Source organism: Mesorhizobium sp. Root157 (genome assembly GCF_001427385.1).
Classification (GTDB): Bacteria; Pseudomonadota; Alphaproteobacteria; order Rhizobiales; family Rhizobiaceae; genus Mesorhizobium.
In genome coordinates, this window is the sequence record NZ_LMGJ01000011.1 from 19,836 (window position 1) to 36,527 (window position 16,692).

The window sequence follows — 16,692 nt, forward strand, 5'->3', positions numbered from 1 at the left end:
ACGGTCGGCCGTCACTCCGGCAGTCCCGCGATCCGCATGTGTTCGATCCAGCGCTCGAGACTTCCGGGCGTCATAGTCTTCTCCCACTTCCTGCGTTGTTCGCGGATAGAATCGCCGGGAGAGTCCTCCAGGAAAACCGCGAGCGTTTCCTTTGCCTCCCGCTGGTTTCCCAGGCAGGCGTGGATTCCCGCAAGCATCCGATGTGCGCCAATCTGGATTTTGGACATTTTCCGCATCGCCGCCAGCGCCGCGCCGCAATCGTTCTTTTCCCAAAGAGCCCAGCCCATCTGCCAGTGGAACCAGTCCGGGTGGAAAGGATCGATGCCCTTGGCCTGCTCGATCCGAGCGATCGCTTCGTCGATGCGGCCAATATTCAGCAACACGCCCGCACTGTGGACGAGGATATCCGAATCGCTGGGGTTCAGGGCTATCGCTTGATCGTACCGCGCCAGGGCCTGCTCGACCTCTCCGGCTTCGGAGTGGATTTGGGCGCGGGCAAAATGCGAATCGGCGTCGTCCGGAGCCAGTTGGATGGCCTTGTCGGCGTATTCGGCGGCGCGCTTCAACGCCTCCTCATAGGTTTGTTCCGGCGCATGCCACCCGAATAGCGCGGCATTGCGGTAGGACCAGGCCAGCCCGATATAGCCGAACTGGGAGTCCGGATCCGCTTCGAGCGCCTTGAGGTTCAACTGCCGCAACAGCTTGTTCCCCGCGGCAGAGAAGTTGTTGTGCATCTCGAATCCACCCATCAGGTAATAGCGGAGCGCGCTGACCTGCGCGGCGTCGCTCTGTGGCAAGGGCCGCTCGATCCTGCGCCCGACCCGATCCGCAAGCGTGCGGATGATTTCCTCCTGGACGACGAACAGATCGCCAATCTCCCGGTTGTAGGCGTTGGCCCAGATATGCGATCCGGCCTGTGCATTCAGCAACTGGGCGGTGACTTTCAGCCGGTCTCCCATCTTCTGCTGGCTGCCTTCGAGCAGGTAGTCGACGCCGAGTTCGTCTCCGATCTGCCTGGCATCGACCGGGTGGCCGCGGTACCTGAAGCTCGAGTTCCGGGCGATGACGGCATAGGTCTTGCTCCGCGCCAGCTCGGTGATGATACCCTCGGCGACGGCATCGCTGAGATAACCCTTGTCCGCACCAGTACTGAAGTCCTCGAAGGGCAGTATCGCAATCCTCGGCATGTCGCCGGAACGAACCGGCGCGGCGCGCCAGGTTTCAGCGCCGTAGTAAGCGCCGATCGCTACCGCGACGAGAACGATCGCAGCAAGAATGAAGTTGCGTTGCGAGGATCGCGTCCTGGCTCGCTCCGCGCCGGCGGCGGCGTTTGGGCCTGCTACGTCCGATGGATCGGCATTCAGCCGGTAGCCTCGCTTTGGAAGGGTTTGCACAATCACGTGCGCGTCGTCCCCCAACGCGCGGCGAATATCGGCAATGCATTGGGTAAGGCTGTCATCGGTGACGAAAGTATCGGGCCAAACCGCCTGCATCAGCGCATCCTTGGACACGATCTCGCCCAGTCGCGTCGCGAGTACGGAGAGCACCTCGGCGGACTGGCTGCGAAGGTCAATCGTTTTGCCTTCAACCGTTTGAAGTTGCTCGCATTTAGTCAGGAAGACAAAACTGCCAAACGCGATCGTTTCAGCAGGTTTCAGGTCAATTTCAGGAGCCTTTCGGGACATTTCACCCTCCTGGCGCGCTTCCTAGCTTAGCCAATTCGGCCTTCGCTTCCAAGCGATCTTGGTAGCACTGGATTGGAAAGGAGGATGACATGAAACGCACCAGGTTCATGATCGCTGTCGCTCTTCTCTTGGCAGCGCAAACGGCTGCACAAGCGGATTCCCGCATCGTGAAACTCTGCGGCCCTGACCATGTCAACGAGGCTGCCTCAAGGGGCGATGTCCGTCCCAACCCCGAGGGGTTCTATGTCACCAGCCTCAGGGAGCAAGTCAGAGAAGGCGACCCTCGCATCATCGTGAGCACCAGCGACGAGTTCTATCTCTGCACCCGACCGGCCGCGACCCCCGATATGGACACGACGAAGGCACTATTGCTGATGCACGAACGCACCGTGAGGTACCTCTTCGTACCGGTCATTCGACGTGACACACGCAAACCGTCCTAAGCCGCCGCCCAACCGCATTCCGGGACTCGGTGCATCGCGTTTCGTAATAAAGGCCGAACGTCTGTTTCGCGCTAACTCCGCCGCTCGGATGCTTACTCGAACGGCAACTCATGGCGCTACTTGCTCGTTCAGGTAAGTGGTTCAAGCGGCAGTGTCACCGCCTTAGCGGCAGTTGTCACAGAGTGCCAAGCCCGGCGGCCATCGGATCGATCCTCAATGTGTTTGCCGCTTAGGGCGCCATGCATCGCCGCTGCCGCGCAGACCGGTCGCAAAGGCCGCGCCACCGAAATCGACCGGATGCGGCGCGCCACGAGTCCGTTTGAACGCCGCTAGCTGTCCTGGAGGTAGAACAGGACCTTCAAATCCGAACTGGGCACGAAATCCTGTGCTACCCAACTCGTTCCGTCACCAACGGACCTTAACCCATCGGGGACGCAGAAGCTGAACATCGATCCGACCCCATTGGATATCTTCAGGCGAAAGTCACCGATCGGACCATGCCAATTCTTCGCAGTCTGGAGGATGTACCCGACCGTGAACGGCTCCGGGTCCCTTTCCCCCCGCATTTCGGAAAGTTTGTCCTTGGCCGCTCCTTGACGAGCTGGCTGGGGTAAGTGGGTTGACAGGAGGCTTGCTCAACAAGGCATTGGACGACCTTGAGGCGCTCGGGATCGCCCGGAATGATCTGGCGATCACGATCTTTGTCCACATCGCTGTCGAGGGTCATGGCCGCCTGCTCCATTGCTGCCGGTCCGCAACGCGCCCATCCCGGCCATTCCGTTTGGGTGTTCGATCCTCCATAAGCAGTCGCTCAGTTGGGCCGGCATAAAGGTGCAACCCGTTCGCGATGGAGTGCAACCATATGACGAATTCGCTGTTTTCCGAAAGCTAGAGGTTGACATTTGGGCAAGGCCAACCTAAATAGACGCTATCGATGTTTGCTTGCTAAGCTTTGGTTATTGCGCGATTGGCACCGCGCCCTGAACGGACCTTTTCTTTCAAAAATCGCTATCACCATCTGCAGCGCTTAGGCGTTGTGGTTCCTCTATTGCTATGAAAGGGTTCATCATGACCACTGGCACAGTTAAATGGTTTAATTCCACCAAGGGCTTCGGCTTCATCCAGCCCGACAATGGCGGCGCTGACGCGTTCGTGCACATCTCTGCCGTAGAGCGCGCCGGAATGCGCGAACTCGTCGAAGGCCAGAAGATCGGCTTCGAGATGGAGCGCGATAACAAGTCCGGCAAAATGTCTGCCTGCAACCTGCAGACGGCTTAAGACATCCGGTATCTGCTTTCCGTTGACCACGGATGTACTGGCACTGTCGAGAGCATGATATTATTGAAGGTCAGGCTAATTGCCTGACCTTTTTTGTTGCCGCTGTATCTGGCGTCCTCGCACCTGGAAATGATCAATGTCTCAAACATACAGTAGATCGCGCCAGAAGGCGGAGATTGCCTTCAGTCATGCTCGATCACAATTTTTCGCTCGCAAGAACGCGGCCGCCGACGAGTTGAACTCCCGTGCTAAGTCCCGCCAGGAAAAGACGCTTCGGCTTCGTGAAGCACGTCTTGCAAAGGAACTGCAGGACCGCGCGGCGGCGCCGGTTTGAATGCACTGCGCGCATCGGCGATTGCTGAACCTACGTCCACACAAACCGGCGTGAACGATGCGATAACGTAGCCACCTAGAGGAACCTCAATGGCAGACGATACCGGCGAAATTCACGCAATCAACACCGCCTGGCAGATCGCGATCCAGGAAATCTTGCGTATGGTCATCCGTGACATGTATCTCTCCGGCGGAGAGGCCGCCTTCATGGGGCATATCAAGCGCATCGAAGAGGCGGCCGTCGACAGCATCTATACCGACCTAAGACTGCGCGGCACGGATGAATGGACCGAGGTGCTCGTGAAGGAAAAGGCGAGCAATTTCGTTACAACCTTACTCACGTCGTTTACGTTTGACCGCGCTTGATACGGGAGGGTCAATTCTGAAGCCACTTGTTTCGTTGTCATCGCCCAGCGTCTGTGCGCATGTCGAGAAGTGTTGTCCCTCGCAGCAATCCGGCCATATTTCCGGCGTCCGATAGTATAAACGGCAGTATTTCTGTTGCTTCTCCACTATCTCATTGTTTGGGCTGGGAGCAGGCCGGTATGGCACGGTTGCCAACCTTGCGATGGCTGCCTTTCCTCATCGGATCAGATAGGGAGCACCCGCCCCGAACCGGGACCTGGCACAGGACGCCCGAAAGGCCGATCCTGAAAATTCGAGCCTCGAGACTGCCAGTCCGTTTAGGCCCCGACTTTGCCAAGCCATCCACGTCCACTTCCTGGAGATCTACCAGAAGGCCGACGGTCTCCTACCCACCCCAGAGCAGACAGCAGCTACAGAAATTATATTGCGCCTACAATAACATAACAGTGCCCAGCTTTATCCTGACCGGTGCGCCAACAGTCAATTTTACCATGAAATCGCCGATCGGGCTTGGTCACACGTTGGTCATTCGCGCTGAAATCGGCTTCACGCTCCAGGTCGCCGACGCGAACTGACTGGAACCACCATCAAGGCGAGTCCGCAAAGGATGAGGAGAACGCCACCAGCGAAGAACGTCCCGAGGTCGTCACGAACATTACGGCCGCGACGACGATGCCTATGTAGGGTGGAGGTACTGGATACTGGTTGCCACTACGGCGCGAATTGCCCTTAGCAGGTCGATTTCGGTGCGGCTCCAGCCTTCGGCTGCGGCGCGCAACGGAATGAGCATTCCCTGCAGGCCGACCGCCAGCATCATGACGAATGTGCTGAGCAGCAGCACACCGACCGACCGCAAGTTGCTCACCATGACCGCACCGACCTATGGATACCATTCGCAAGCTATCACCCCGGTCGCGCCCGAGCGCCTCAAGACGCGTCCACAACTGGCACTTTCGCGGCACCAAGGAAGCGTCACGCATCCAGCTTCCGGCATCAAAAATGTTCGCCGGACTTGAAGGGGCCGACCCTTGTGCCAGCGGCGACGAGATAGGCTGTAGACCAGCCAATCAGCAGGAAGCCGTTTATGCCTTCAAGAGCGGCGAGCACACGCCAGTCGCGCGTCGGAAAAATATCGCCGTAGCCAACTGTGGCAAAAGTCACGGTGGAAAAGTAAAGAGCACTTTCAATACCTTGCAGCATGCCGATTGCGAGATAGCAGGCTGCCCAAAGCCAAATTTCGACGGTTAGTACGACGAACAGACCCATGACGACACTGATCATTGCCACCACCCGGCTGCGGTGACCGTGCATTCTGAAGCGCGCAGTCATTTGCGCCATTACCCGCGTCACGGCCATCAGGCCAAATGTATGAACCAGCACCGTCAGCGTTATCATGACGGTTCCAAGGACGAGGTTATGGGTCATTAAGCGCGCTCCTAATCGCCTGCAAAGGCGCATTTGTCAGGGGGTCGTTACGACGATTGCCGAGCAGTTTTCGTCACTCCCCCGACGGTAGCTGTGCGGAACGTTAGAATCGAAATACATCGCATCCCCCGCATCAAGCGCCACGTCCTCGCCGTCGACATTCACGTTCAATCGACCGCTCAGAACATAAATGAATTCGGCACCTCCGTGCTGGTGCAGCTGGGCTGGCTTTGCAGGTCCCTTGAACTCCGCGAAATAGGCATCCATTCGTCGATCAGCGATCGGATAATCCAGACTCTCAAACGAATAGGCCGGGACCGCTTCTCCTGCCGGAACCGGAAGCCTCAGGCGCTGTCCCTGTCTGGTCACCGCCAGGCGCGGTCCCTCCTTGCTGAAAAAGTGATCCAGATCGACGCCGAAGACCAGCGCAATCCGCAGCAGCGTCGGCAGCGTGGGGAAAAGCTGCCCCCGCTCGATCTTCGACAGCATCGCCGACGACAGGCCGGTATGCGCGCCCAGTTGAACCAGTCCCATCTTTTTCTTCAGGCGCAGGGCCTTGATGCGCGGCCCGATCCGGTAGCGCTCGAGCTCATCAGTGAGGGTGTCAGACAACACGCGTCATTTCCTTTTCATGACATGACAAATGCCTCTCGTTCTTTTGACTGTCAATTGAAAACCATTTCATGTCACGAAAATTTGAATGTTATGAAATCCCCTTGTCGCTGTATGAAAATTATCGCTCGCTGGATCGTGAGCTTTTCAACCGAAGGAGAAGACGATGAGACTGAAGCAAACATTCGCCGCAGCCATGTTCTCTATGGCCGCGCTCGCCATGCCCGCACATGCTGCCGATAAGGATATCGTCGACACCGCTGTCGGCTCTGGCCAGTTCAAAACCCTCGCCGCAGCACTCGACGCCGCTGGATTGGTTCCCACTCTCAAAGGCGACGGGCCTTTTACGGTCTTTGCCCCGACCGATGACGCATTTGCCAAGCTGCCGGCCGGGACCGTCGAAACCCTGCTGAAACCCGAAAACAAGCAAAAGCTTGTGGATGTGCTCACCTACCATGTGGTGCAGGGCAAGGTAATGGCTGCCGACGTCACGAAACTGGATGAGGCCAAGACCGTCAACGGCAAGCCGATCGATATCCAGGTCAACGGCGGTTCAGTGAAAGTCGACGATGCCAATGTCACCAAGGCCGACGTTGGTACGACCAACGGCGTGATTCACGTCATCGACAAGGTACTCATGCCGCCGCAAGGCTAGGCCTTCGCGGACGCAGCCAGCGGGCGGACAGAAGCCGCGCACCGCAACTGGAACATTACAGCAGGAGAATGTCATGAAGATTTTAAATGTCCTGACCTTGGCGCTGCTTATAGTTGGAGGGCTGAATTGGGGCTTGGTAGGCCTGGCTGATTTCGATCTCGTTGCCGCCCTATTCGGAGCGGAGTCGGCCCTCGCCCGTATTGTCTATGTCGTCGTGGGGCTGTCGGCAGCATGGCAGATCGTGCCGCTTGTTTCTGCGTTGGGATGGAACGAGGCTACCGCCGGGCACGCCCGCTAGGCGCAGCATCAGGAGAGGTTGCCTGACCGGCAACCTCTCCTTGGCTTGACACGAGGTATGGCTTCCTTGCTGGCACTATTCGCATTCGGGGCTGCGTCTTTCGCAGCCGGCATCGGCGGCATCCTTTTCCGCCCTGGCGAATGGTACCAGCGGCTGAACAAGCCATCCTGGCGGCCTCCCGACTGGTTGTTTGGCCCGGTCTGGACGTTTCTCTATGCGACGATAGCTCTGGCTGGCTGGCTAGTCTGGCGGGAAGCCGGGTTTGGAGACGCGGTATTGCCGCTGTCGGCATACGGCACTCAATTGCTGTTGAATGCCGCCTGGTCGCCGATCTTTTTCGGCCTTCGCAGAATTGGATGGGCGTTAGCCGAGATGGTCTTGTTATGGCTGTCAATCGTCGCAACAATCGTCCTGTTCTATCCGATAGAAGCAACGGCAGCCGCAGTGCTTGCGCCCTATCTTTGCTGGGTGAGCTTTGCCTTGCTGCTCAATCTCTCGGTCTGGCGGCGCAACAGCGCCATCCCCTCATAAGCAGGAGGACGAGGTTGGCCGACCACTGGGTAGAAGTAAACGACCGGATGCAGCAGGGCTACCGCTACCGCCTCGCAGCCCCTGTCGGTGGCGGTTTGCATCTCGATTTCCACCCCGACCTCACCCCAGAAACCATGTTGGCTCTCGGCGTGTTCGGCGGCAAGTACATGACCGACTGCCGGGAAGAATTCCCGGATAGCTGGTTTCGGCACGCACGTCTGGCGCCGGGCGCCCGCAATCCCTCACTGAACTACTTCGGCGTCGATGCCAGTCAGCCTCTCCGGGTCTGGCGGGCCAAGGGCTGGATCCATCCGGATGATCCACGCGGATGGTTCCAGTGGTATTGCCGCTACTTCCACGGACGCAGATTGCCAGGAGAGGACGAACGCCAAATCGGTCGATGGAAAGCTATGCGACGCCACGTGGCGCAGGTGCGGCGTTATTGCGAGCCGGGCGACATCTGGTGCCGATGCCGCCAACGTCAAGCTCTGCTGCATTGGGCTTATGACGGCCGGAAAATTTGAATCGGCAGTTGGTGGGAGCGTCGAATCTGCGTTCCAAATAGAGCAATTGCTTTCAACTACCGAGTTCCAACGGTTAACGCGCAGAGTGCTAGGGCAAACATGACAGCCCCGAAAGCACCATGGGACTGGCACAGCATACGCCGATCGGCTTCGATGGCATTATGCAAAACCATCGCGTCGCCAGACAGTTGCCGACAGTGGTCCCGCAAGCTCCAGAAACCGACGTTGCTGTCAAAGACGGATTGACCGACTCCACGGAGAGTTGGTCGGTCGCGTGTCGCGGCCCGCGTGTCAATTCTTGCCCACATCTCCTGGTCTTGACGTCAACAATCGATATTCACATATTCTCTTATGATCGCCGCCAATCTTTGGGACGGTCATTCCTCAACCAACTGAAATCGTTCAACCATTGGAGGTTTCAATGAGCGAGAGAACATTCGAAATTCCTGTGTTCGTGCGAGCCGCTGAAGGTCTCATCCAGGAGATCGCCTGCCTTGAGGATGCCTGCGATTTCCTCGACGAATGGCCCAAGCACCGTCGTGGCGTGATCTATGAGACGGCGAAGCGAGCATGCCACCGCGCGTTCGATGGCCTTATGACGCTGAAGGCAGCGCGCGACGCGTTCGCCGGCTTTGCCCGTTCGGCGAGAATCCTCGAGGATGTCTCCACGGCGGTTCCCTGGGTGGCCGGGAAGGCCGGCGAGACTGGCGGTGTAGCAGCCTGAGGTAATGGGAGGGTACGATGCTTTCTCGACACTTCGAAAAGCCTGTGCGCGTGTGGGTCGGGCTTGGTTTTCCTCGGCAACTGAACACCGTCGTGGATGCCTACCAGTTCGTCGTGGATTGGTGTGGAAACAGCCCGGAGCAGAAGGCGGCGATCCGTGCCTGCAAAGCTGCACTGGCCGGCGAGATCGCCCCAGAAACGGCGCGCGGCATCCTGGTCCAGTTCGCCAGAAAGAAGGACATCCTGGTCGAAGAGGAAGTGATGCCGGCGGTTACAAATTCCGGACAGCGGTTACAGGTCTGATCCGCAACACAACTTCAGGGCGGCGGCCATCGTGCCGCCGCCATCGTCTCTTGCAAAATGGGCGCGGGGAACGCCTCGCTATCCGAGGTATCGCGAACGATACCGATTGGTATTGATTGCGGTGTGCGTGCCCGTTTTTACTCGATACGTTTGATCCTGCCTCCCGACAGCCGGAAAATGCCATCGTGGCCACCTTGGCTTGCAAAATCGTCCTGTAGCTCGCCCCAGGTGCCTAGGTGTTTGCCGCAGTCATCGCATTTGATTTCGGTCGACTCGATGGCGTCAGCGGGAATCCGCAGCCGGATGGTACCGCAATAGGGGCATTCGAGCTTATGATTCAGATACTTCTGCACCGCTCGGATCCTCAGCCCCCCTTCCTGCCGAGATTACATGGTAACACTACCTTGTCGAAAACAAGAAGGGTGTTTGTGTCCTTTTTGTTAGGGCGCTGCGAACACAACTTTTGCAATCGGAAGCAATGGAACGGCCCTTCACTGCTGTCCTGTACAAGCATGTCCCCAAGCAGGGGAGGAGCGTCAGATTTCAACTCGCGTGGACGCTTCCGAAACCGCAGAGACATGCTGCGCAGCCAGGAACATCAAGGTCGAGGCTGCTGTGCGCCGGTTCCAGCCAGCGGATTCTGCCATGTCCAGCAGGCACGTCAGCAGCGGTTTCAAGGCGCTTCGGCATTGCGTTTCATAGGCGAGGAACTCTTTCGGCGAGCATGTAGGTGCCGAGATCGTTCCGGTGCCGGTCGTCGCGTTCATTACAAACCTCCTGATGCTGGTGGAATGGCCCGCTCCCGACAGCGGGAGCGGGCCGGCTGATCGACGGCCTAGAAGTCCATGCCGGCGCCGGCAGGCATGGCGGGCGCGGTTTCCTTCTTCGGCTTTTCGGCCACCATCGCCTCGGTGGTCACCAGCAGGCCAGCGACCGAAGCGGCGTCCTGCAGCGCGGTGCGCACGACTTTGGCGGGATCGATGACGCCCTGCTTGTAGAGGTCGCCATATTCACCTGTCTGGGCGTTCCAGCCCCAGGCGAAGTCGGTCTTCTCGCGCAGCTTGCCGACGATGATCGAGCCTTCCGCGCCGGCATTCTCGGCGATCTGCCGAACCGGAGCCTCGATGGCGCGGCGCACAATGTCGATGCCGTATTTCTGATCGGCATTGTCGGTTGGCAGAGCATCGAGCGCCTTAACGGCCCGCAGCAGCGCAACGCCGCCGCCGGGAAGGATGCCTTCCTCCACGGCCGCACGGGTGGCGTGGAGCGCATCGTCGACGCGATCCTTCTTTTCCTTAACCTCCACCTCGGTCGAGCCTCCCACGCGGATCACGGCGACGCCGCCGGCCAGCTTAGCCAGACGCTCCTGCAGTTTCTCGCGATCGTAGTCGGAAGTGGTCTCTTCGATCTGAGCCTTGATCTGCGTTATGCGACCCTGGATTTCTTCCTTCCGGCCGGCACCGTCGACGATCGTGGTGTTTTCCTTCTCGATCGTCACCTTCTTGGCGCGGCCGAGCATCTGGAGGGTAACGTTCTCCAGCTTGATGCCGAGATCCTCGCTGATCGCGGTGCCGCCGGTGAGGATGGCGATATCTTCGAGCATGGCCTTGCGGCGATCGCCGAAGCCGGGCGCCTTGACGGCGGCAACCTTCAGCCCCCCCCTGAGCTTGTTGACGACCAGCGTGGCAAGAGCCTCGCCCTCGACATCCTCGGCGATGATGAGCAGCGGTTTGCCTGACTGGACCACAGCCTCCAGAACGGGAAGCATGGCTTGGAGATTGCCGAGCTTCTTCTCATGGATCAAGACATAAGGCTCTTCCAATTCCACGCGCATCTTGTCCTGGTTGGTGATGAAATAGGGGCTGAGATAGCCGCGGTCGAACTGCATGCCTTCCACCACCTCAAGCTCGGTTTCGGCGGTCTTGGCTTCCTCGACGGTGATGACGCCCTCGTTGCCGACCTTCTGCATCGCTTCCGCCAGGAAACGACCTATCTCGGCGTCGCCATTGGCCGAGATGGTGCCGACCTGGGCGATTTCGTCATTCTTCGTTATCTTGCGCGCGTTGGCCTTCAACTCGGCGACCACGGCGTCCACCGCCTTGTCGATGCCGCGCTTCAGGTCCATCGGATTCATGCCGGAGGCGACCGCCTTGGCACCTTCCCTGACGATGGCCTGGGCCAGAACAGTCGCGGTCGTGGTGCCGTCACCTGCGAGGTCGTTGGTCTTGGAGGCGACTTCGCGCACCATCTGCGCGCCCATGTTCTCGAACTTATCTTCCAGTTCGATTTCCTTGGCGACGGTGACGCCGTCCTTGGTGATGCGCGGCGCGCCGAACGACTTGTCGATGACGACGTTGCGGCCCTTGGGACCTAGTGTCACCTTGACGGCGTTGGCGAGGATGTCGACACCACGCAGCATCTTCTCGCGTGCTTCAGTATGAAACTTGACTTCCTTGGCAGCCATTGGATCACTCCTTCGTTAGGCAGCTTTCATTGACTGGTTGAGATCGGGATCGAAGCCTCGTCAGGCCGCTTTCTTCAGCGTGGCCGTCTGCTCGATCACGCCCATCACATCGCTTTCCTTCATGATGAGCAGATCCTCGCCGTTCAGCTTGATCTCGGTGCCGGACCACTTTCCGAACAGGACGCGGTCGCCGACCTTGACGTCGAGTTCGACGAGCTTGCCGCTTTCGTCGCGCGCGCCAGGGCCGACGGCGACGACCTCGCCTTCCTGCGGCTTTTCCTTGGCGGTATCGGGAATAATGATGCCGCCGGCCGTTTTCTCCTCGGCTTCGATGCGGCGGACCAGGATACGGTCATGCAATGGACGGAACGTCATATCGTTCTCCTTCAGGACAAACAGATTTTTTGAGGTTCCTCCACACCAGACCGGTAATACCGGTCCGATGCGGGGCTCGCGCGACCCTTTCGGCATTGCGCGCTTATCGAGCTAGTTTTGCGATTTTCCGGTTTCAAGAGTTGTCGCGAAATTTTTTTGGCACTTGCACTGATAGAGCGCTAGTGCCATGAAAACATACAGCTAATCGGACTGTTGCCCCACATTTTCACTTGAATTTTCCGAGCGGCCGAACAAAATTATCTGAACCCTCGCCATCGGCGAGTCTGGAAATCGAAGCCTGTACAAGGGAGCTTTTTGGGAAGACGGAGGACCAAGATGAACCGACAAACGCTCTCGCCGATCATCCCCTCTCTTGTTCCCGAAACATCCGACCTCGCACTTGACCGACTGTTGTCGCCGGCGAGGCATTTCAAGCATCCGGATCACATCCTGAAGGACGAAACGCTCGACATCCATGAGAAGCGGGCGATCCTGTCGTCCTGGGCTTCAGATGCTTGTGCCGTGGAATCCGTCCCGGCGTTGCGCCGGCCGCCAGGAGCCGAGCAGCCGGTCACCTTCGACCAGATCATGGACGCGCTGTGCCAACTCGATACAGCCGCGCAAGCGCCACAGCTGTCCGCAGAACACAAGCGCATGCCAAAACGGCTGGATGCATGACATCACAAGCGAAGGAGACGCACATGGCCACTGCGGTCAGCAGGGAATTTAGCCTGCAGATGGAGGGCTACGGTCTGACCACGGCCGAGATCCATTACCATCTGCCGGATCATCCCAGCCTGCTGCAGCTCTATGTCTGGCAGGAGTACGATCTGGCGCCCCACTTTCCGGAACTGAAAGGCTTTCTCGGTTACTGGGAACGCGAACTGGAGGGCGCGCTGCATTCCGTTCGCGTCGCCCACCACCGCCTTATCAAACCTTCGGAATGGCGCGCCGTCGACGGCATTATTGCCATCCACTGAACGTCATCTCGGGTCGGGGGCTGCCAATCGTCCGTGCCGCGCGCGACTTGCGGGGAGAACGCGTCGCCGACGGGACCAGCCCGGCGCGCCTGGCTGCCTTGAGGAACGCCTTGTGCGCGTCGCGCGCGATGCGCCAGCCGTCCAGCGCATCGCGGCAGGCGCGTCGTGCCGCGCGCCAGCTGCGTCCGCGCGCCCATTCGGGCCACTGCTGATTCAGGCATTCCAGCGCCTCGAAGCTGCTGGCCACATTGCGCGGCCCGGTAAGAAATTTAAGGGCGACAGGTTGGGGAAACCAAACGTCGTTCATCACTTCCTCCATCTTTTTCAACGTCTTTTGCGAGCAAGCAATCGGACGGCATCATGACGCACATCCAGGCAGGAGATGGGGGCTTTACGCGGAACATCAAGACCGCAACCGTTTAGGTGGAATGCTCATTCCTCTTCGTCGGGGTCGAGTAGATCGATCAGTTCCGCCACGCGCGTTCCGGGTAGCGGTCGTCCCTCGCCCATCAGCGCCTCCTCGCCGTTGAGCCAGGCCCAAGCTTCCCGCAATTCCTCGAAGGAAGCGCCGGTAGACAGGATATCGGCGATAAGCGTTTCCTCCGCCGGCCCAAGGACAGATACAATCTCTTCTCGCGTCATTGGCATGGCCGCTCTCCCCTGAAAGGTGCCGGCCGGAAGGGGAATTCCCTCCGGCAATGGCAAGACACAATGCACATTGCTGAAGGGCGTTCCGCGATGGACCCCCTTGACGTCCGAAAAACGAATTCCCAGATCGATGCTGCCGGCGCCCGTTCGGGGTCGGCAAGGTCAAGGAGCGCCGCATCCTTGGCGCTCCTCGTACCCATGTTGCTCAGTTATGGAGGATGTGGCTATGAGAACTGCTTTCGACTTTTCCCCGCTCTATCGGTCGAGCATCGGCTTTGATCGCGTTTTCGCTATGCTCGAGAATGCCAGCCGCACGCCAAATGTCGACAATTGGCCGCCCTACGACATCGCCAGGACCGGCGAAGATGCCTATCGCATCACCATGGTGGTGGCAGGGTTCGGTCAGGACGAATTGACCATCGTGCATGAGCCAAACCTGCTTATCATCGCCGGCGAGAAAACCGCAGATGATAATGGCGAGTATGTGCATCGCGGCATTGCCGGGCGGCCGTTCGAGCGTCGCTTCGAGCTTGCTGACCATGTGAAGGTGACAGGAGCGTGTCTCGTCAACGGCCTGCTGACGATCGATCTTCAGCGCGAGATTCCCGAGGAGATGAAGCCGCGGCGGATCGAGATCGGCAGCGGCCAAGCCGAGTCTCGCATCGGCACCAAAACCGCCAAGGGCGCAGGCACGCCGGTCGCCGAGAAGCAGGCCGCCTGAGGCAGTCCGAATGAAGTCCGGCGCCCAATACTGGCTATCCGGCGGCGGAAAAAGACTGCCTAAGCGGGTATCAACATTGACGAAAGGAGAATGACGATGAGCGTACGCGATCTTATTCCCTGGGGGCGCGAGGAGAGCCGCGTGCCAAGCCTGTTCCGCAGCGACGAGCGTGACCCCTTCCTGTCGTTGCACCGCGAAGTGAACCGGCTTTTCGACGACGTTTTCCGCGGGTTCGACGGCGGCCTGCCGTCCGTCGGCAGAGCGTCTTCCTTCGGCGGGAACTGGCCGAGCGTTGAAATCTCCGACAACGACAAGGAGATCAAGGTTACGGCAGAGGTGCCCGGACTGGAGGAAAAGGACATCGAGGTTCTGCTCGATGACGGCGTGCTGACGCTGAAGGGCGAAAAGCGGTCGGAGACCGAGGACAAGGACCGGCAGTTCTCGGAGCGTTACTACGGCCGCTTCGAGCGTCCTATCCGTCTCGGCTACGAAATCGAGGAAGAAGGGGTCGATGCGCGTTTCAACAACGGCGTGTTGACCGTTACGCTGCCAAAGACGGCCAAAGCGCAGTCGCAGGCAAGGCGCATCGAAATCAAGAACTGATATCCTCCTGGGAAGCGGCCGCCGCCGCTTCCCAGGTTATTCATTGGGAATTGAACTCGATCTTGCAAATGATTGTCTCTGGTTCCAGCCAGAAAACGGCGCGAAGCTGCAACACCGTGCTTGCCCACTTCTGAGTTCAGCTTCTGGGGCGGATGACGTCGCTAGCGCAACGTGGCTAGGCCAGACTATGACCGGACCCATTTCTACTTATCTCGTACGTCTAGCACCAAACATGGTGCGCTGGCGACGAGCACAGAAATTATATCGCATATACAATCACATACGAGTTCCCTGTTTCATCCTCTCCGGCGCGCCATATAATTCAAAGACTTAACTCGTAATCGATATTGCAGTTTCGATTTTGGCGTCCATATGGCGTCCACTGGCGTGGCCAATCTTGGCCATTTGGGTCCAACACCGGACAGTAATGGCGACCGGTCTCAGGCCATTTCCTCAATTGCCATTATGATCCTATGGAAACTTTTAATGGCTTCGACCTTACTGCCGCGGTTGTAGTGAGTCTCGGTTACGCGCGGGTCGGTGTGCTGCAAAAGTGCCGACGCCCATTTCGCTGCCAGCGTTATGTGCGAGTGTGAAGACTGCACAGTCGCGGAAGAGATGGGGATTGACGGCGACACCAAGCTCGCGCCTCGTCGCCTCAGTGATGATCGGACCGACATAGGTATATGCTAGGGCGCCTCCGGCGGTAGAGGCCCACAATGCGTCACCGGGCCTAAGGAAGCACGGTCGATAAGTGTCGATCCATTGATCGATAATCGGGGTCAGGATGGCTGGCAGCGGACGTTCATCCGCCCGGCCTGTCTTGGTTTCTTCGGCTGCAAGCATGATCCACCACTGGTCATTGATCTTTCGAAGCTGCTTGCCGATCTGGAGGCTGGCAAAGTTCTTGAGGCGAATGGGGCACAGCGCAAGCATGGCGATCATCAGCCCGTCACCGGCTCGGTCTGGAACTGATTGAACGCGCCAGGACTTCCGCCACCCGAACGAAACTGCAAATCGCCCGCCTGCATCCCTCATCGTCAAGCTTCGTTTCGCTGCGGGCGAGATCGAGAAACAAGGTTGCGAGTTCGATCGTGTATTTGCCTGGTTGTTCACCGTCGGCTCGCCAGTAGGCATCGATGATTGCCTCTGAACGATCCGGATGCAGCATGGCCGCAAGCGAAGAAAGCTCTTCAGGCTGGATGCCCGTTCTGACTGGGCTGCCTTCAGCTTCCGCAGTATGAGATCCAAGGTAGATTGCTTGCAGCTTCGCAGTCGACGTCCAGAGGCGGCCTTGCGCGGGCGTGAACGTCGCTCCAGCATGGTCGCAATATCGCTGCGAAGTCCGGCGGGAACCTCGCTCCATGGCAACCCGCCATTTGCCGCCCTGGCCGGCGGAACCTCTAGCGTAACATCCGGCCATTCTTTGATTGTCACGGCATAGTGGTTGAAATGACGCGCCAAGGATCGGACTGAAGCGTTGCGCAACGGCCTGAATTTGGTCGCACGACAATACGCTACGTAGTCAGAAAGTACGCCTACCAGTAATCCCAATACCAGAAACACAATGGGATATGTTCTCAACATATAAGTATAATACAGTTTGTGGTTGGACATAAATTCACATGTCAACGGCGGAGCAAAACCAGGCCACTGGGGCGGAGTAAAACCGGGCCAGTCTGGGCGCGGCGGAGGCCGCTCGCGAAGCGCGCTTTTCCATAGCGC

At 58.6% G+C, this 16,692-nt stretch carries 27 protein-coding genes; 14 read left to right on the plus strand and 13 right to left on the minus strand.

From position 1 onward, the window contains the following. Positions 1-11: 11 nt before the first annotated feature. Complete coding sequence (locus ASD64_RS07955) at positions 12-1,685, minus strand: winged helix-turn-helix domain-containing tetratricopeptide repeat protein (RefSeq protein ID WP_056103379.1); 1,674 nt, start codon at positions 1,683-1,685, stop codon at positions 12-14. 89 nt (positions 1,686-1,774) lie between these two features. Here ASD64_RS07955 and ASD64_RS07960 point away from each other — a divergent pair, with 89 nt between their 5' ends. After that, positions 1,775-2,128 (plus strand): hypothetical protein, encoded by a 354-nt coding sequence (locus ASD64_RS07960; RefSeq protein ID WP_056103382.1) that lies wholly within the window; start codon positions 1,775-1,777, stop codon positions 2,126-2,128. 329 nt (positions 2,129-2,457) lie between these two features. Here ASD64_RS07960 and ASD64_RS22015 read toward each other — a convergent pair whose 3' ends face one another. Then, positions 2,458-2,694: a DUF4424 family protein gene (locus tag ASD64_RS22015; RefSeq protein WP_056103385.1), complete on the minus strand. Its 237-nt coding sequence runs from the start codon at positions 2,692-2,694 to the stop codon at positions 2,458-2,460. A gap of 502 nt (positions 2,695-3,196) precedes the next feature. On the opposite strand from ASD64_RS22015, the gene ASD64_RS07970 reads away from it, so the two are divergent. The 3 genes from ASD64_RS07970 to ASD64_RS07975 all read left to right on the plus strand — a co-directional run bounded on the left by ASD64_RS07970 (position 3,197) and on the right by ASD64_RS07975 (position 4,105). Continuing rightward, positions 3,197-3,406: a cold-shock protein gene (locus ASD64_RS07970; protein ID WP_056103441.1), complete on the plus strand. Its 210-nt coding sequence runs from the start codon at positions 3,197-3,199 to the stop codon at positions 3,404-3,406. 136 nt (positions 3,407-3,542) lie between these two features. Continuing rightward, positions 3,543-3,740, plus strand: a complete 198-nt coding sequence (locus tag ASD64_RS21655) for a hypothetical protein (RefSeq protein ID WP_082549909.1) — start codon at positions 3,543-3,545, stop codon at positions 3,738-3,740. Between the two features lie 89 nt (positions 3,741-3,829). After that, positions 3,830-4,105 (plus strand): hypothetical protein, encoded by a 276-nt coding sequence (locus ASD64_RS07975; RefSeq protein ID WP_056103386.1) that lies wholly within the window; start codon positions 3,830-3,832, stop codon positions 4,103-4,105. Between the two features lie 676 nt (positions 4,106-4,781). On the opposite strand, the gene ASD64_RS07980 is transcribed toward ASD64_RS07975, so the two are convergent. From ASD64_RS07980 to ASD64_RS07990, 3 genes are all read right to left on the minus strand, one after another. Further along, the gene (locus ASD64_RS07980) at positions 4,782-4,973 is read right to left on the minus strand and encodes a hypothetical protein (protein WP_056103389.1); all 192 of its coding nucleotides are present in this window, start codon (positions 4,971-4,973) and stop codon (positions 4,782-4,784) included. 125 nt (positions 4,974-5,098) lie between these two features. Then, positions 5,099-5,530 carry a potassium channel family protein gene (locus tag ASD64_RS07985; RefSeq protein ID WP_056103392.1) on the minus strand — a complete coding sequence of 144 codons (432 nt, stop codon included), beginning with the start codon at positions 5,528-5,530 and terminating at the stop codon, positions 5,099-5,101. Between the two features lie 36 nt (positions 5,531-5,566). Further along, positions 5,567-6,145 (minus strand): helix-turn-helix domain-containing protein, encoded by a 579-nt coding sequence (locus ASD64_RS07990; RefSeq protein WP_056103395.1) that lies wholly within the window; start codon positions 6,143-6,145, stop codon positions 5,567-5,569. 163 nt (positions 6,146-6,308) lie between these two features. On the opposite strand from ASD64_RS07990, the gene ASD64_RS07995 reads away from it, so the two are divergent. The 6 genes from ASD64_RS07995 to ASD64_RS08020 all read left to right on the plus strand — a co-directional run bounded on the left by ASD64_RS07995 (position 6,309) and on the right by ASD64_RS08020 (position 9,176). Beyond that, on the plus strand, positions 6,309-6,797 hold the full coding sequence (locus ASD64_RS07995; protein ID WP_056103398.1) for a fasciclin domain-containing protein: 489 nt from the start codon (positions 6,309-6,311) through the stop codon (positions 6,795-6,797). 73 nt (positions 6,798-6,870) lie between these two features. Beyond that, a complete protein-coding gene (locus tag ASD64_RS08000; protein ID WP_056103401.1) occupies positions 6,871-7,095 on the plus strand; it encodes a DUF378 domain-containing protein in 225 nt (74 codons plus the stop codon). Positions 7,096-7,152: 57 nt separating this feature from the next. Beyond that, on the plus strand, positions 7,153-7,626 hold the full coding sequence (locus tag ASD64_RS08005) for a TspO/MBR family protein (RefSeq protein WP_056103404.1): 474 nt from the start codon (positions 7,153-7,155) through the stop codon (positions 7,624-7,626). 47 nt (positions 7,627-7,673) lie between these two features. After that, positions 7,674-8,150: a hypothetical protein gene (locus tag ASD64_RS20570; RefSeq protein ID WP_082549911.1), complete on the plus strand. Its 477-nt coding sequence runs from the start codon at positions 7,674-7,676 to the stop codon at positions 8,148-8,150. A 421-nt stretch (positions 8,151-8,571) separates the two neighbouring features. Then, positions 8,572-8,874 carry a DUF982 domain-containing protein gene (locus tag ASD64_RS08015; RefSeq protein ID WP_056103410.1) on the plus strand — a complete coding sequence of 101 codons (303 nt, stop codon included), beginning with the start codon at positions 8,572-8,574 and terminating at the stop codon, positions 8,872-8,874. Positions 8,875-8,891: 17 nt separating this feature from the next. Beyond that, entirely contained in the window at positions 8,892-9,176 is a 285-nt protein-coding gene (locus tag ASD64_RS08020; RefSeq protein ID WP_056103413.1) for a DUF982 domain-containing protein, read from the plus strand. A gap of 137 nt (positions 9,177-9,313) precedes the next feature. Here the strand turns inward: ASD64_RS08020 and ASD64_RS08025 are convergent, their stop codons facing one another. The 4 genes from ASD64_RS08025 to groES all read right to left on the minus strand — a co-directional run bounded on the left by ASD64_RS08025 (position 9,314) and on the right by groES (position 12,015). Beyond that, positions 9,314-9,529 (minus strand): hypothetical protein, encoded by a 216-nt coding sequence (locus ASD64_RS08025; protein ID WP_056103415.1) that lies wholly within the window; start codon positions 9,527-9,529, stop codon positions 9,314-9,316. A gap of 183 nt (positions 9,530-9,712) precedes the next feature. Continuing rightward, entirely contained in the window at positions 9,713-9,943 is a 231-nt protein-coding gene (locus tag ASD64_RS08030; RefSeq protein WP_056103419.1) for a hypothetical protein, read from the minus strand. Positions 9,944-10,011: 68 nt separating this feature from the next. Further along, complete coding sequence (gene groL / locus ASD64_RS08035; protein WP_056103422.1) at positions 10,012-11,640, minus strand: chaperonin GroEL; 1,629 nt, start codon at positions 11,638-11,640, stop codon at positions 10,012-10,014. A 60-nt stretch (positions 11,641-11,700) separates the two neighbouring features. Continuing rightward, the gene (gene groES, locus ASD64_RS08040; protein WP_056103425.1) at positions 11,701-12,015 is read right to left on the minus strand and encodes a co-chaperone GroES; all 315 of its coding nucleotides are present in this window, start codon (positions 12,013-12,015) and stop codon (positions 11,701-11,703) included. 336 nt (positions 12,016-12,351) lie between these two features. On the opposite strand from groES, the gene ASD64_RS08045 reads away from it, so the two are divergent. Then, a complete protein-coding gene (locus ASD64_RS08045; protein ID WP_056103427.1) occupies positions 12,352-12,693 on the plus strand; it encodes a hypothetical protein in 342 nt (113 codons plus the stop codon). 23 nt (positions 12,694-12,716) lie between these two features. Beyond that, positions 12,717-12,995, plus strand: coding sequence for an usg protein (locus ASD64_RS08050; protein ID WP_056103430.1), 279 nt, complete (start codon positions 12,717-12,719; stop codon positions 12,993-12,995). On the opposite strand, the gene ASD64_RS08055 is transcribed toward ASD64_RS08050, so the two are convergent. Continuing rightward, positions 12,979-13,302 carry a DUF982 domain-containing protein gene (locus ASD64_RS08055; protein WP_082549912.1) on the minus strand — a complete coding sequence of 108 codons (324 nt, stop codon included), beginning with the start codon at positions 13,300-13,302 and terminating at the stop codon, positions 12,979-12,981. The genes ASD64_RS08050 and ASD64_RS08055 overlap by 17 nt on opposite strands. Positions 13,303-13,427: 125 nt before the next feature. Beyond that, positions 13,428-13,643 (minus strand): hypothetical protein, encoded by a 216-nt coding sequence (locus tag ASD64_RS08060; RefSeq protein WP_056103444.1) that lies wholly within the window; start codon positions 13,641-13,643, stop codon positions 13,428-13,430. Between the two features lie 226 nt (positions 13,644-13,869). Here ASD64_RS08060 and ASD64_RS08065 point away from each other — a divergent pair, with 226 nt between their 5' ends. After that, positions 13,870-14,364, plus strand: coding sequence for an Hsp20 family protein (locus tag ASD64_RS08065; protein WP_056103447.1), 495 nt, complete (start codon positions 13,870-13,872; stop codon positions 14,362-14,364). 96 nt (positions 14,365-14,460) lie between these two features. After that, positions 14,461-14,967 carry an Hsp20/alpha crystallin family protein gene (locus ASD64_RS08070; RefSeq protein WP_056103450.1) on the plus strand — a complete coding sequence of 169 codons (507 nt, stop codon included), beginning with the start codon at positions 14,461-14,463 and terminating at the stop codon, positions 14,965-14,967. Between the two features lie 498 nt (positions 14,968-15,465). Here ASD64_RS08070 and ASD64_RS08075 read toward each other — a convergent pair whose 3' ends face one another. After that, a complete protein-coding gene (locus tag ASD64_RS08075; RefSeq protein WP_056103432.1) occupies positions 15,466-15,912 on the minus strand; it encodes a hypothetical protein in 447 nt (148 codons plus the stop codon). A 7-nt stretch (positions 15,913-15,919) separates the two neighbouring features. Next, positions 15,920-16,333: a hypothetical protein gene (locus ASD64_RS20960; RefSeq protein ID WP_156460070.1), complete on the minus strand. Its 414-nt coding sequence runs from the start codon at positions 16,331-16,333 to the stop codon at positions 15,920-15,922. Positions 16,334-16,692: the final 359 nt, after the last annotated feature.

Coding starts and splice junctions, on each gene's coding strand:
- ASD64_RS08055 (WP_082549912.1), bottom strand. CDS start 13,302: ATGAACGACGTTTGGTTTCCCCAACCTGTCGCCCTTAAATTTCTTACC.
- ASD64_RS07960 (WP_056103382.1), top strand. CDS start 1,775: ATGAAACGCACCAGGTTCATGATCGCTGTCGCTCTTCTCTTGGCAGCG.
- ASD64_RS08045 (WP_056103427.1), top strand. CDS start 12,352: ATGAACCGACAAACGCTCTCGCCGATCATCCCCTCTCTTGTTCCCGAA.
- ASD64_RS08030 (WP_056103419.1), bottom strand. CDS start 9,943: ATGAACGCGACGACCGGCACCGGAACGATCTCGGCACCTACATGCTCG.
- ASD64_RS22015 (WP_056103385.1), bottom strand. CDS start 2,694: ATGCGGGGGGAAAGGGACCCGGAGCCGTTCACGGTCGGGTACATCCTC.
- ASD64_RS08070 (WP_056103450.1), top strand. CDS start 14,461: ATGAGCGTACGCGATCTTATTCCCTGGGGGCGCGAGGAGAGCCGCGTG.
- ASD64_RS08065 (WP_056103447.1), top strand. CDS start 13,870: ATGAGAACTGCTTTCGACTTTTCCCCGCTCTATCGGTCGAGCATCGGC.
- ASD64_RS07975 (WP_056103386.1), top strand. CDS start 3,830: ATGGCAGACGATACCGGCGAAATTCACGCAATCAACACCGCCTGGCAG.
- ASD64_RS20570 (WP_082549911.1), top strand. CDS start 7,674: ATGCAGCAGGGCTACCGCTACCGCCTCGCAGCCCCTGTCGGTGGCGGT.
- ASD64_RS21655 (WP_082549909.1), top strand. CDS start 3,543: ATGTCTCAAACATACAGTAGATCGCGCCAGAAGGCGGAGATTGCCTTC.
- ASD64_RS08015 (WP_056103410.1), top strand. CDS start 8,572: ATGAGCGAGAGAACATTCGAAATTCCTGTGTTCGTGCGAGCCGCTGAA.
- groES (WP_056103425.1), bottom strand. CDS start 12,015: ATGACGTTCCGTCCATTGCATGACCGTATCCTGGTCCGCCGCATCGAA.
- ASD64_RS07980 (WP_056103389.1), bottom strand. CDS start 4,973: ATGGTGAGCAACTTGCGGTCGGTCGGTGTGCTGCTGCTCAGCACATTC.
- ASD64_RS08005 (WP_056103404.1), top strand. CDS start 7,153: ATGGCTTCCTTGCTGGCACTATTCGCATTCGGGGCTGCGTCTTTCGCA.
- ASD64_RS07955 (WP_056103379.1), bottom strand. CDS start 1,685: ATGTCCCGAAAGGCTCCTGAAATTGACCTGAAACCTGCTGAAACGATC.
- ASD64_RS07985 (WP_056103392.1), bottom strand. CDS start 5,530: ATGACCCATAACCTCGTCCTTGGAACCGTCATGATAACGCTGACGGTG.
- ASD64_RS07995 (WP_056103398.1), top strand. CDS start 6,309: ATGAGACTGAAGCAAACATTCGCCGCAGCCATGTTCTCTATGGCCGCG.
- ASD64_RS20960 (WP_156460070.1), bottom strand. CDS start 16,333: ATGGAGCGAGGTTCCCGCCGGACTTCGCAGCGATATTGCGACCATGCT.
- groL (WP_056103422.1), bottom strand. CDS start 11,640: ATGGCTGCCAAGGAAGTCAAGTTTCATACTGAAGCACGCGAGAAGATG.
- ASD64_RS08060 (WP_056103444.1), bottom strand. CDS start 13,643: ATGCCAATGACGCGAGAAGAGATTGTATCTGTCCTTGGGCCGGCGGAG.
- ASD64_RS08020 (WP_056103413.1), top strand. CDS start 8,892: ATGCTTTCTCGACACTTCGAAAAGCCTGTGCGCGTGTGGGTCGGGCTT.
- ASD64_RS08000 (WP_056103401.1), top strand. CDS start 6,871: ATGAAGATTTTAAATGTCCTGACCTTGGCGCTGCTTATAGTTGGAGGG.
- ASD64_RS07970 (WP_056103441.1), top strand. CDS start 3,197: ATGACCACTGGCACAGTTAAATGGTTTAATTCCACCAAGGGCTTCGGC.
- ASD64_RS08050 (WP_056103430.1), top strand. CDS start 12,717: ATGGCCACTGCGGTCAGCAGGGAATTTAGCCTGCAGATGGAGGGCTAC.
- ASD64_RS08075 (WP_056103432.1), bottom strand. CDS start 15,912: ATGATCGCCATGCTTGCGCTGTGCCCCATTCGCCTCAAGAACTTTGCC.